Origin of the sequence: Tenacibaculum aiptasiae, assembly GCF_008806755.1 — a bacterium.
GTDB classification, from domain to species: Bacteria; Bacteroidota; Bacteroidia; order Flavobacteriales; family Flavobacteriaceae; genus Polaribacter; species Polaribacter aiptasiae.
This window is the reverse complement of the sequence record NZ_WAAU01000003.1, coordinates 264,996-277,219: the sequence shown is the minus strand read 5'-3', so window position 1 is coordinate 277,219 and position 12,224 is coordinate 264,996. Positions and strand designations below refer to the sequence as shown.

At 29.2% G+C, this 12,224-nt stretch carries 12 protein-coding genes; 7 read left to right on the top strand and 5 right to left on the bottom strand.

All coding sequences use genetic code 11. From position 1 onward, the window contains the following. Positions 1 to 8 precede the first annotated feature (8 nt). Positions 9 to 1,067 (top strand): hypothetical protein, encoded by a 1,059-nt coding sequence (locus F7018_RS01325; protein WP_150898175.1) that lies wholly within the window; start codon positions 9 to 11, stop codon positions 1,065 to 1,067. A gap of 173 nt (positions 1,068 to 1,240) precedes the next feature. On the opposite strand, the gene F7018_RS01320 is transcribed toward F7018_RS01325, so the two are convergent. The 3 genes from F7018_RS01320 to F7018_RS01315 form a co-directional block, all read right to left on the bottom strand. Continuing rightward, positions 1,241 to 1,690, bottom strand: a complete 450-nt coding sequence (locus F7018_RS01320) for a 6-pyruvoyl trahydropterin synthase family protein (RefSeq protein ID WP_150898174.1) — start codon at positions 1,688 to 1,690, stop codon at positions 1,241 to 1,243. Between the two features lie 108 nt (positions 1,691 to 1,798). Then, complete coding sequence (locus tag F7018_RS18245; RefSeq protein WP_175578604.1) at positions 1,799 to 1,972, bottom strand: hypothetical protein; 174 nt, start codon at positions 1,970 to 1,972, stop codon at positions 1,799 to 1,801. A gap of 3 nt (positions 1,973 to 1,975) precedes the next feature. Then, a complete protein-coding gene (locus F7018_RS01315) occupies positions 1,976 to 2,743 on the bottom strand; it encodes an enoyl-CoA hydratase/isomerase family protein (RefSeq protein ID WP_150898173.1) in 768 nt (255 codons plus the stop codon). Positions 2,744 to 2,791: 48 nt separating this feature from the next. Between F7018_RS01315 and F7018_RS01310 the strand changes: the two genes are divergently transcribed. Then, entirely contained in the window at positions 2,792 to 3,247 is a 456-nt protein-coding gene (locus F7018_RS01310) for a GNAT family N-acetyltransferase (protein WP_150898172.1), read from the top strand. On the opposite strand, the gene F7018_RS01305 is transcribed toward F7018_RS01310, so the two are convergent. After that, positions 3,244 to 4,578 carry an MATE family efflux transporter gene (locus F7018_RS01305; RefSeq protein ID WP_150898171.1) on the bottom strand — a complete coding sequence of 445 codons (1,335 nt, stop codon included), beginning with the start codon at positions 4,576 to 4,578 and terminating at the stop codon, positions 3,244 to 3,246. The genes F7018_RS01310 and F7018_RS01305 overlap by 4 nt on opposite strands. A gap of 139 nt (positions 4,579 to 4,717) precedes the next feature. Here F7018_RS01305 and F7018_RS01300 point away from each other — a divergent pair, with 139 nt between their 5' ends. Beyond that, entirely contained in the window at positions 4,718 to 5,512 is a 795-nt protein-coding gene (locus F7018_RS01300) for a universal stress protein (protein WP_150898170.1), read from the top strand. Positions 5,513 to 5,566: 54 nt separating this feature from the next. On the opposite strand, the gene mutS is transcribed toward F7018_RS01300, so the two are convergent. Then, positions 5,567 to 8,176 (bottom strand): DNA mismatch repair protein MutS, encoded by a 2,610-nt coding sequence (mutS, locus tag F7018_RS01295; RefSeq protein WP_150898169.1) that lies wholly within the window; start codon positions 8,174 to 8,176, stop codon positions 5,567 to 5,569. A gap of 64 nt (positions 8,177 to 8,240) precedes the next feature. On the opposite strand from mutS, the gene F7018_RS01290 reads away from it, so the two are divergent. From F7018_RS01290 to F7018_RS01280, 4 genes are all read left to right on the top strand, one after another. Beyond that, a complete protein-coding gene (locus F7018_RS01290; RefSeq protein WP_150898168.1) occupies positions 8,241 to 8,771 on the top strand; it encodes an RNA methyltransferase in 531 nt (176 codons plus the stop codon). 268 nt (positions 8,772 to 9,039) lie between these two features. Beyond that, complete coding sequence (locus F7018_RS18240) at positions 9,040 to 9,177, top strand: hypothetical protein (protein WP_175578603.1); 138 nt, start codon at positions 9,040 to 9,042, stop codon at positions 9,175 to 9,177. Positions 9,178 to 9,257: 80 nt separating this feature from the next. Next, on the top strand, positions 9,258 to 11,093 hold the full coding sequence (locus F7018_RS01285) for a tetratricopeptide repeat-containing sensor histidine kinase (protein WP_150898167.1): 1,836 nt from the start codon (positions 9,258 to 9,260) through the stop codon (positions 11,091 to 11,093). Beyond that, positions 11,086 to 11,763 (top strand): response regulator, encoded by a 678-nt coding sequence (locus F7018_RS01280; protein WP_150898166.1) that lies wholly within the window; start codon positions 11,086 to 11,088, stop codon positions 11,761 to 11,763. Before F7018_RS01285 ends, F7018_RS01280 begins: the two co-directional genes overlap by 8 nt. Positions 11,764 to 12,224 lie beyond the last annotated feature (461 nt).

The following is a 12,224-nucleotide window of genomic DNA, read 5'->3' as shown; positions in this document are numbered from 1 at the left end:
AAATGAAAATGAAAAAAAACCTACTTACGCTAATCTTTACTCTATTTTATTTATTTACCTACAGTCAAAACTGTATAAAGAAAGGAAAAATAGAAGATTTAAAACAATTGACTAAAAGACCTTTAGCTGTTGTTGTTTACAAAGAAAACGAAGGCTATATTAAAAAACTTCAAAAAAAGATAGCTAAAAACAATAAAAAGAAAGCTAAATATGAAAAAGAGTTAAAAGCATATAGAAATCATATCACTTATTTTAATAAAACTGTTAAACAAGTGGTTACAGATTACTGGAAACTAAACTCTACTGAAAATATTCAATATTTTACAAAATCTCAACTTGAAAATTTAACTAAAGAAAAATCTAACTCTTATGCTGTATTGGACCTAACTATGGACGTAGTAATGGCCGATTTTAATTCCTTATTTACCTTAAATATTTATGTTATTACATATGGTGGCTCTGAAAAAAACAGGAATAAAGCTATCTATAAAAACCATTTAACTAATATTAACTACAATATACCTAATCATGCTGATAAAGCCTTAAAAAAATCTATTGAGAGTTTAAAAACAGAAAGAGAAAATGGACCTTTGTATTTGTCAAAAGAAAATATGATTACATCACTTTCTTTATCTCAAAAATATTTAAAAAAGGTATTAGAATTAGGTAAAAGAATATCTTTTGAAGATTTTGCTGAAGAAGAAATGAAAAACAACTGCAAATCTCTTGAAGGAAGTACTATTTTATTTCAAGAAGCAATTGTACATGGAAAAATAAAAAAAGATTTAACTAGCTTGCTTCCAAAAGCTAAAATAACATTGGTTTCTGCTAATAGAATAGCTAAAGCAATAGAGAACAAAGAAAATGTTCTAATTGGCTTTCCTGTGACTAAAAAATTCGTAAAACAAAAAGGTTTCGGAGCAATAGCTGTAATACCTGTTAGCCACAAAATGATTATGAATGCTAAAACAAAAGAAATTGTAGGTTTTGTTCCTCATTCTGGTATCACAAGTTATTCGTATTTTAAAAAGAAAGATTTTAAAAAGCTTAACAAACAGTGTAATTAAAAATAAATAAAAAAGCCAAGGAAAAACCTTGGCTTTTTTTATTTAATTCCTAGTAATTTATTAAATGTTCTTATTTCACATTTATAAAAATCATTCCATTTTTTTAATAATTCTTTCATATTGTTCTATTTATACTAATTAGTAATTAAATATGAACAAATGTTACATTCTAATTAATTATCTGAAGCAAACCACTCAGCAAAACTAGTTTCTGTTTCTTGTAATTTTATAGCATGTAACTGAAGACCTTCTGGTAAACGTTTCTTAATTTTTTCAGCAAAATCAATTACCATCATTTCACTTGTAGGTTGATAATCAACTAAAATAACATGATGTCCTCTATCTTTTAACTCTTTAGCTAATTCAACATGTGGTGTATTTTTATTAAATACTGTTGCATGATCAAAAACATCAACAATTTCTTCTTTAACAATCTTTTTCAGATCTCCAAAGTCAATTACCATTCCGTACTTTACATTAGACGTGTCGGTAATTGGTTGCCCTAAAACAGTTACTGAAAGTTTATAACTATGTCCGTGAACATTTTTACACTTTCCATCATAACCGTATAAAGCATGCCCTGTTTCAAAAGTAAACTGCTTTGTTATTCTAATGTTGCTCACTATCTTTTAAATTTTTTATTACTTCTGTACTTGTTATAAAAGTATACTACTGCTACTCCAGCTGCTAAAATGGCAAATAAATAATCTCCACCCATAATTCTAAATTTTTTATTCGCCGAATGTACGAATTTGTTTGACAACTTTAGTTAATAACCATACGAAACCTAAAGAAATAACAATTCCTAATAGAATAGCAAGCATTGGATTATGATATACCCATTTACCTACTTCATATCCAAATTGATAACTTTTACTTTCTTTTACCTCTTGAAATAAAAACATAATTTACTTTTTAAACTTAGCTAATGCTTTTTTAGTAAAATCAGATAACACCAATTTTCCTGAAGTAACTGCTCTTTCTATCAGTAAATCTTCCCAGTGTTCTGTACCTTTCCACAAAGCTTTTTTCATTTCTTTTAAAGCTTCAGGATTATAAGATGCTAACTTTTCAGAAAAAATCTCAAGCTCTTTATCTAAATCAGAAATAGATTCAAAAACACGAGCATATAAACCCTTCTCTTTTGCCCAATAAGCATTTTTCCAATTAGTAGCATCTAAAGTTAATTCAGCTAATCCACTAACGCTTATTTTACGTTCTACAGCAGGCGCTATAACAAATGGACCAATACCTATTGTAAACTCAGAAAGTTTAATAGAGGCATGTTCTGTAGCAAATACATAATCGCAAGCAGCTGCTAATCCAACTCCCCCACCAACAGTTTTTCCTTGTACACGACCTACAATTAATTTAGAGCAACGACGCATTGCATTAATCACATTTGCAAATCCAGAAAAGAATTTTTTCCCATCATCTAAATTATCAATAGCAACTAATTCATCAAAAGAAGCTCCTGCACAAAAAGCACGCTCTCCTTCAGATTTTAATATAACAATTGCTACCTCATCATTTTCTGAAACTTTATCAAGTTCTTTAGCTAATCTTTCTAATAATTCACTTGGAAATGAGTTACTCGCTGGATGACCAAATTCAATAGTAGCTATCTTATTTTCTATATGTGTATATAAACTTCCGTTTTCTCTTGTTGTCGTCATTTTTGTTCTTTGTTCAAAAATAATCTTAATTTTAGTTTTTAAAAAATTATGAAAGATCAAAACCTATTTTTTAAACAAATAGATGGTATTCCAGATAAAAAGGGTTTAGAAGAACTATTAACTTTATATACTTCTGTTTTTAATGATGCTATTACTGAATTTTTTCTAGAAAGAATTCAAACTAAAGAAAAGGTGTTTTCGATAATAGCTTATTATAATAACAATCCTGTTGGTTTTAAAATTGGATATCAATACAATTCAAATACTTTTTATAGTTGGGTTGGCGGAGTATTGCCTCAATACAGAAAAAAAGGAATTGCTAGTCAATTGGCTAAACTACAGGAAAATTGGGCTTTACAAAACGGTTTTAAAAAGTTAAGAACAAAATCAATGAATAAATTTAAACCAATGTTGATTCTTAATTTAAAAAACGGATTTGATATTATTCAAGTTTACACCAATGAAAAAGGGCAAACCAAAATTGTTTTTGAAAAATCTATTTAGACCTCTTCAACTAGAGAAGAAAATTTATTCCTAAACTTTACAATCAACGGAATTCCTCTTGCTATTATCCATGCGTAAAAAGCTGTCCAAATTGCATATAACTTATAATCCATAGAATCAAAAAACAACAGTACTGGAATAAAAACAAAAGCTGTTGACAACAATAATACATTTCGTAGGTATTTCATTTCTCCCATTCCTTTAAACATTCCATCGTAAATAAAAGCAATAGAACAAACCGGCTGCATTAGTAGAATAATCCAAAAAGTATTATAAAACTGCTCTAAAACCTCTTTTTCTTGAGTAAAGATTCTTCCGATGAAATTGTAAAATACAAATCCTACTAACGCTAAAAAACCACCAAACACAAATCCGTAAACAATTAAATTCTTACCCAGCTTAACCAACGTTTTATAAGCTTTTGCTCCTAATAATTTACCTGACAAAATGTTTCCTGCAGATGAATATCCATCAATCATAAAAGCTCCCATTAACCATAAGTTCAACCCTATTGTATATGCAGCAATATATTCCTTTCCATAAGAAGCTGCGTAAGATGTGGCGAAATACAAAGCCACGTTTAAAGCAATAGTTCTAACAAACAAGTTTAAAATCATTACTACAAAACGAGGGATTTCTTTATTAAAAGGAAATTTAAACTGTAGTGAAATTTCTGTTTTTGTAAGCAATAAATATGTTGCTATTATTGCCATAATAATTTGCGCAAAAACACTAGCATAGGCTGCTCCTTGAATATTCATTGCTGGTAAATATCCTTCAATACCATAAACCAATACAATATCTAAAATAATATTAGCCACCGTTCCTATAATAGCAATAAGCATTGGGTAATAGGTATTTTGCAATCCTCTAAATGTTCCAAAAACAGCAATTACATAAAGCGTAAACGGAAAACCAAAAACTCGGATTTTATAGTACTCTATAGAATATTCTAAAATGGTTCCAGTGGCATTGTAAAATTCAAATATTTCTTTTGCAAAAGGATAGCTTACACCCAAAATAATTAAACTGGTAGTAATTACTAAAACTATTGCTTGAGCTGGTAAATCTTTTACTTCATTTAATTTATTAGCTCCAACATATTGTGAAATTATAGAAGATATTCCACTGCGGGTTTGTCCAAACACCCAAATTAACATTGATAAAAAAGCACCTACAATACCAATTGCTGCAATACTTTCAGTGGCATTATATTTTATATTTCCTACAATAGCTAAATCGGTAGTAGATAATAAAGGCTCTGCAACTCCAGCAATTAAAGCTGGTATTGCTAATTGGTTAATCCTTTTAAAACTTATATCGTGATTCATATTCTAATATTCACCACAAAAAAACGGCTATTCTGTTATATTAAGAAACAAAACACCTAAAATTAAGAGTTTTAAATATTAATTATCTTTGCACCCCTGTGTATCAAAAAACACGATAATTATTTAAAAAAAGATTTTTATGAAACATATATTAGTTCCTATTGGTTCTTCAGACAATTCAATAAACACATTACAATATGCAATAAATTTTGCTGAAGCTATGAATGCAAAAGTTTTGGTAATGCGTGCTTATAAGATATTGTCAAAAGCAGGTGCTTTTGTAAATGCGGATGATACTATGCAAAGAGAAACCAATTTGTATTTACGAACTATGATTAATTCTGTTGATAGAAAGAATGTAGATATCAAAATGATTACTGCTAAAGGAAATGTTTTGGAAAGTATTACTTCTATAAACAGAGAATTAAATATCGATTTAATAATTATGGGACCTAAAAGCAACTCTATTAAAGAAGAGGTGTTTTTAGGAAATACGTCGGGAAGTGTTTTAAAACAAACTGATATTCCTATGTTAATTGTTCCTGAAAACTATGCTTTTTCTCCTATAAAAAAGGTATTAACAGCATTTAAATCGGGGATTATAAATAAAGAAGGTGTTTTAACTCCTTTACAAAAAGTGTTAACAGCTTTCTCAGCAACATCTAACTTATTATTAGTAAAAACTCCATCTTATACTGATAATGATTTGAAATTAGATTCAGGATTAGAAGCTATAAAATCAGAACTAACTATTACTGAAAACGCAACTACTTTCCAAGGAGTTTTAGAGCATTTCCAATCACATAACCCAGATTTACTATGTGTTTTTAGAAGAAATAGAGGTTTCTTTCAAAAACTTTGGGAAAGTAATACAATTCTAAAAAAAGAATTTCATTGTAATGTTCCTGTACTTGTTTTAAGAGGTAAATTATAATTTAAAAAAGTTTTTTTATTGATAAAAAGGAAGCTTAATCGCTTCCTTTTTTATTTACTTTTTAACCAACATTCTCTTAATTTCATTTAACTTCATTAAGGCTTCAATAGGCGTAAGTGTATCAATATTGGTTGCTAAAATCTCTTCTCTAATATCTTCTAATAAAGGGTCATCTAATTGAAAAAAGCTCATTTGCATTTCTTCATGCTGTGTTTCTTTCAAGGTTTCTTTTACCTCTTTATGTGAATGGTTTTCTTCTAATTGCTTTAATATTTTTTGCGCTCTGTGAATTACCATATTTGGCATTCCTGCTAATTTTGCTACATGAATACCAAAACTATGATTACTCCCTCCAGCAACAAGTTTACGTAAGAAAATTATACTATTATCTAACTCTTTTACAGAGACGTTGAAGTTTTTAATACGCTCAAAAGTTGTAGTCATTTCATTTAACTCATGATAATGTGTAGCAAATAAAGTTTTTCCTTTTGCTGGATGTTCATGCAAATATTCAGCTATAGCCCAAGCTATTGAAATACCATCATAAGTAGAAGTTCCACGACCAATTTCGTCTAATAAAACCAAACTACGTTCTGAAATATTATTCAAAATAGAAGCCGTTTCATTCATTTCAACCATAAAAGTTGATTCTCCCATAGAAATATTATCACTCGCTCCTACTCTTGTAAATATTTTATCTACAATACCTATACGGGCATTTTGAGCTGGAATATAACTCCCCATTTGAGCTAATAAAACAATTAATGCTGTTTGACGTAATATTGCCGACTTACCCGACATATTTGGTCCTGTAATCATAATTATTTGTTGTTGATTACAATTTAAAACTACATCATTAGCAATATATTCCTCACCTATTGGCAATTGTTTTTCTATTACAGGATGGCGACCATTTTTAATTTCAAGATCTGTAGTATTATCCATTAAAGGACGCACATAATTATTATCCATTGCCAAGGTTGCAAATGATAATAACACATCTATTTTAGCTATGCTTTGTGCATTCTGTTGAACAGGTTGTACAAAATCGATAATATACTGAACAAGTTTTGCAAAAATCTCAACTTCTATTTGTTGAATTTTTTCTTCTGCTCCTAATATTTTTGCTTCGTATTCTTTCAGTTCTTCCGTAATATAACGTTCGGCATTTACCAATGTTTGTTTACGAATCCATTCTTCTGGAACTTTATCTTTATGTGTATTTCGAACTTCAATATAATACCCGAAAACATTATTAAACGCTATTTTTAAACTCGTAATTCCTGTTCTTTCAGTTTCACGAGCAAGCATATTATCTAAGTATTCTTTTCCTGAATTAGATATATTTCTTAATTCATCTAATTCGCTAGAAACACCACTTGCTATCGCATTTCCTTTATTAATATTTACAGGAGCTTCTTCTAAAACAGTTTCGATAATTTTATCTATTAAAGGCTTACAATCATGTAATTGTTTCCCTAATTCTTTAACTGTTTTATTTTTACTTTTCTCAGCAGCTTCCTTTATAGGTAAAATCGCTTTTAACGAGTTTTTTAATAAAATCACCTCTCGTGGCGATACTTTACCTGTAGCTACTTTTGATATCAATCGCTCAATATCTGAAACCTGTTTTAACTGATAAGAAACCGTTTCAAAGAAATCGTCATTATCAATTAAAAACTTGACCATTTCATGGCGTTGCTGAATTTGCTCCAAATCTTTTAATGGTAAGGCCAACCAACGCTTTAACAGCCTTCCTCCCATAGGAGAAATAGTTTTATCTATAACATCTAATAAAGAAACCGAGTTTACCGAATTACCTCCATACAATTCTAAGTTTTTAACCGTAAAACGGTCCATCCAAACATAGTTATCTTCAGCAATTCTACTAATTGATTGTATGTGTTCTATTTTGTTATGCTGGGTTTCTGACAAATAATACATGGCAGCACCTCCAGCTATAATCCCGTGTTCTAATTCATCAACACCAAAACCTTTTAAGTTTTTAACCTTGAAATGATTACTTAACAATTCATTTCCATATTCTTTTTGAAAAACCCAATCGTCCAAATAAAAAGTATGAAAACGATTTGTGAATAGTTCTAAAAAACGTTGTTTGTGTTTTTTCTCTACTAAAACCTCACTTGGTGTGAAATTTTGTAAAAGCTTATCTACATATTCTTCGTTTCCTTGTGCTATTAAAAACTCACCAGTAGAAACATCTAAAAAAGAAACTCCCAATAATTTTTTACCAAAATGTACCGCTGCTAAAAAATTGTTCGATTTCGATTGTAGTACTTCATCGTTTAAAGCCACTCCTGGAGTTACCAATTCGGTAACACCACGTTTCACAATCTTCTTAGTCATTTTAGGATCTTCTAACTGATCGCAAATAGCAACTCTCAACCCTGACTTAACCAACTTTGGTAAATAAGTATTTAACGAATGATGTGGAAAACCAGCCAAAGCAGTTTCACTTTCACTACCTGCTCCTCTTTTGGTTAAAATTATCCCTAAAACTTCTGAAGCTTTTATGGCATCTTCACCAAAGGTTTCATAAAAATCACCTACTCTAAAAAGTAGCATAGCGTCCGGATATTTAGCTTTAATTCCGTTATACTGTTGCATTAGTGGAGTTACCTTTTTTGCCTTTGTTTTTGCCAAGTTTCTAGATTTTTTCAATTAGTTTTGCGAAGATAAATATTCGAATTTAAAGTTAACATTTTTTATGAGAAAACTAAAGAATAGTGAGTTAGGTAGGATTTCAGTTGATGAGTTTAAACAAACCAAAAAAACGCCGATTATTGTTGTGTTAGACAACATTAGAAGTTTAAATAATATTGGTTCAGTTTTTAGAACATCGGATGCTTTTTTAATTGAAAAAATTTATTTGTGTGGTATTACTGCAACACCTCCTAACAAAGAAATTCATAAAACGGCTTTAGGTGCTACAGAATCTGTTGCATGGGAATATGTAGAAAACACTATTGATTTAGTTGAATCCTTAAAAAAAGATAAGGTAAAAGTTTTGGCTATTGAACAAGCCGAAAATAGCACTATGTTAAATGAATTTACTCCTGAATCCAATCAGAAGTATGCTATAGTAATGGGAAATGAAGTAAAAGGAGTACAACAAGAGGTAGTTTCTGCTTCCGACGCTTGTATTGAAATACCTCAATTAGGAACCAAACATTCTTTAAATATCTCTGTAAGCTGTGGAGTTGTGCTTTGGGATTTGTTTAATAAAATCTCTTTATAAGCCTACTTTCATCTAAAAAAATGAATTCATGTTTTATTTTAGAATTTTTTAACACTGGGCTAATTATTGTTTAGCAAATCAAAGCAATCTCTTAATTTTAAGTACACAAACACCTTTTTGTCTCACAAATACTGGCAACAACAAGAACAATCTCAATAAAGAATAAATAAAAACTAGTTTAATTACTTGGCATTCTCCTTGAAACCTTTTAATTTAGGGTCTTAATTATCCCCCCAAACAAACTTAGTAATCTAAACACTCTTATAATATGGAAAACAAAAACGCTCAAAAAACAGCAATGAAAATGTACCGTGGAGGCGGTGTAGCTACTGGTAATGGTGGAGGAAACGGTACTGATGACACTACTGGAGGTGGAGATGGAGATGGCCAAGGAGGAAATGGATAAGCCTTTAATAAAAAAAACTCTTAATTCTTTATCTAATCAATTAAGAGTTTTTAATTTGCTTTAAAAATTAGTGATTCAATATGAGATTTTTTTTATTTTCTCTTTTTCTTATAAAACTCACTTATGGTCAACAATCTGATTCTTTACCTAAAAACAATAAACTAAAAACTATAGATATTGGTTTATCTGCTTACTTTGATAATGATACTACCACATTAAAAGAATCTTACAAAAAACTTCTAATCTTTCACCAAGAAAGTACAGATTCTACATTTTTAGCTAAATACTATCAATACAAAGCGATGTTTTATGAGTTAAAATACAAAAAAGACAGTGCTTATTATTATTATCATCAATCAAAAAATATTTCTAAAAAAACGGGGGATTCTCTAGAAGTAGGGAGACGCCTCCTTAGCATAGCTTTTTTACAAAGAAAAGTAAAAGATTACTTAGGCGCAGAAATCAGCTTCATAGAAGCGTTAAAATATTTAGAACCCATAAAATCATATAAATATTTAGAAAGGGTTTATAATGGTTTAGGTCTTATTACAGTTGAATTAAATCAGAAAGGTGAAGCTTTAAGATATTACAATAAAGCTTTATTTTATAATAAATCAAATAATAATAGTCATGGATATTTATATATCATAAACAATATTGGTTTATTATACCAAAAGCAAAATTTACATAAAAAAGCTACTTCTTATTTTAAAAAAGGATTAGCTTTTGATAACATCAAAAAAAAATATCCTAAACAATATTCTATGCTATTAGAAAATTTAGCATATAGTAATTACCAACTAAAAAGGAAAGCTAATGTTTTAAGTCAATATGAGGAAGCTATAGAAATTAAAAAGAACATAAACAATATTAATGGTGCTAGTACTACACACATAAATATTTCTAACTATTACAAAGATATTAAACAAAATACTAAAGCTAAATTTCATGCCTATGAAGCTTTAAAGTATGCTAAACAAACACATAATAACAACCGTTGGTTAGAAGCTTTAGAAAACCTTTCTGAACTTACCTATGGAGAAGAATCTAAACAATTTTTAAAAGAATACATTTCACTTAACGACAGCTTGTTTCAAAAAGAACGATTATCTAAAAATCAATTTGCAAAAATTAGGTATGAAACTGGCAAAAAAGAAAAAGAAAATGCCGTTTTAAAAACTGAAAACGAAAAAAAACAAGCGCAAATAGCTTATCACCAGCAACAAGAAACTATTGGATGGTTAACTGCTGCAAGTATTTTATTATTACTTATTTTAAGTATTACTTTCTTTTTACATAGAAGAAGAAAACTTTTATACCAAGCACAACTAGAAGCTGCTAGAGCTAGAGAAAATGAGCGCCAACAAATTGCGAAATCATTGCACGATGAAGTGGCTGGTGATTTACGTATGTTGCATCAAAAACTAGAAAAATCTAACTTATTAACGGAAGCTAAAAAGCTAAATAATGTAAAAGAAAATGTTCGAAATTTATCACATCAATTAAGTAGTGTAAGTTTTGACGAAGTTTCTTTTAAAGATCAAATAATTAATTTAGTAAGCGATTATTTTGAATTGGATTTTAAAATATCAGTTACTGGATTACAAGAATATGAATGGCAAGAAGTAAACAATCCTATAAAAAGATTACTTTATTTAGGCATTCGTGAAAGCATACAAAATTGTAAAAAATATGCTCAGGCAAGTAAAATAAATATTGATCTTACCATACAGAAAAATTATGTACTTTTGAATATTACTGATAATGGCATCGGATTTGATACTAAAATCAGTAAAAAAGGAATAGGTTTACGTAACCTTCAGGAACGTGTTGAAGATTTAAATGGAACTTTAAACATTAGTAGTAAAATAGGTAACGGTACCAAAACTAATATTCAAATACCCTTAAATGCCTGAACCAATAAAAATACTCCTCGTTGATGACCATCAATTAATAATTGAAGGGATACTCTCCTATTTAAGAGATATTGACAATTTAGAAATAGAAACAGCTAATTCTTGTGACGAAGCATTTTCTAAAATTAAAGCAAATCTTAACAAAGATCCTTTTCATATTGTTTTTACCGATTTAAGTTTTGATAACCAAAAAGAGAATAATACACTTGATGGAGGTGAGTCTTTAATAAAAGCACTTCAACAAGAAAAGGTTGATATTAAAATTGGTGTAATTACTGGGCATTCAGAAACAAATCGTGTATTTAATGTAATACATAATTTAAATCCATCTGCTTATATCTTAAAAGGAAATTGCAGTACAGACGAATTAACCTTTGCCATTAAAAAAATATTAAAAGGTGAAATATATTATACTCACGAAATTCATCAAAAACTTTTAAAAAGAGCTTTGATAGAAATTCAAATGGATGAAGTTGCTATTCAAATCCTAAAAGAATTACCTAAGCATGCAAAAATTGGTAATTTAGAAGGATTGATAAAAAAGAGAGATGGTTCAGCTATAAAAGTACGTTCTATTGAAAGTAAATTAGCGAAACTTCGTACCGATTTACAAGCAAATAACAATACTGATTTAGTATTAAAAGCTAAAGAATTAGGCATATTAGACTAATTTTGCGGAAATCCACATTTTTTGCTGCGGTTATCCATTTTTATACTAAAGAGACTACCTATATCTTTGTATCAGAATTAAACTACTCTTGGGGAAAATTCTGAAAAAAGGAAAAAAGAAATAGAACAAACCTTTCAGATATAAATCTGAAAGGTTTGTTCGTTTTAAGCTTCATATCATTATTTATCTATCAATTGCGGAAATCCACACCAAACACTACATAAATCCCCTTTTTATAAATTCTAACCTATCATACATTTGTAACATCGAATTTCAACTCATAGTGAAAAACGATATTTAAGGGGAAAAACTAAACCTTCTGGCAAAGTCTGGAAGGTTTTTTTTTGCAAATAAACACCACATATACAAATACTTACATTTTTGCGGAAATCCACATTTTTTATTACATAAATCCCCTTTTTACAAATTCAAACCTATCATATATTTGTAATGTCGAATTT

What these genes read in the sequence shown, in the direction of transcription:
- F7018_RS01325 (WP_150898175.1), top strand. Translation starts at nt 9, where the DNA reads ATGAAAAAAAACCTACTTACGCTAATCTTTACTCTATTTTATTTATTT.
- F7018_RS18245 (WP_175578604.1), bottom strand. Translation starts at nt 1,972, where the DNA reads ATGTTTTTATTTCAAGAGGTAAAAGAAAGTAAAAGTTATCAATTTGGA.
- F7018_RS01315 (WP_150898173.1), bottom strand. Translation starts at nt 2,743, where the DNA reads ATGACGACAACAAGAGAAAACGGAAGTTTATATACACATATAGAAAAT.
- F7018_RS01310 (WP_150898172.1), top strand. Translation starts at nt 2,792, where the DNA reads ATGAAAGATCAAAACCTATTTTTTAAACAAATAGATGGTATTCCAGAT.
- F7018_RS01305 (WP_150898171.1), bottom strand. Translation starts at nt 4,578, where the DNA reads ATGAATCACGATATAAGTTTTAAAAGGATTAACCAATTAGCAATACCA.
- F7018_RS01300 (WP_150898170.1), top strand. Translation starts at nt 4,718, where the DNA reads ATGAAACATATATTAGTTCCTATTGGTTCTTCAGACAATTCAATAAAC.
- F7018_RS01290 (WP_150898168.1), top strand. Translation starts at nt 8,241, where the DNA reads ATGAGAAAACTAAAGAATAGTGAGTTAGGTAGGATTTCAGTTGATGAG.
- F7018_RS18240 (WP_175578603.1), top strand. Translation starts at nt 9,040, where the DNA reads ATGGAAAACAAAAACGCTCAAAAAACAGCAATGAAAATGTACCGTGGA.
- F7018_RS01285 (WP_150898167.1), top strand. Translation starts at nt 9,258, where the DNA reads ATGAGATTTTTTTTATTTTCTCTTTTTCTTATAAAACTCACTTATGGT.
- F7018_RS01280 (WP_150898166.1), top strand. Translation starts at nt 11,086, where the DNA reads ATGCCTGAACCAATAAAAATACTCCTCGTTGATGACCATCAATTAATA.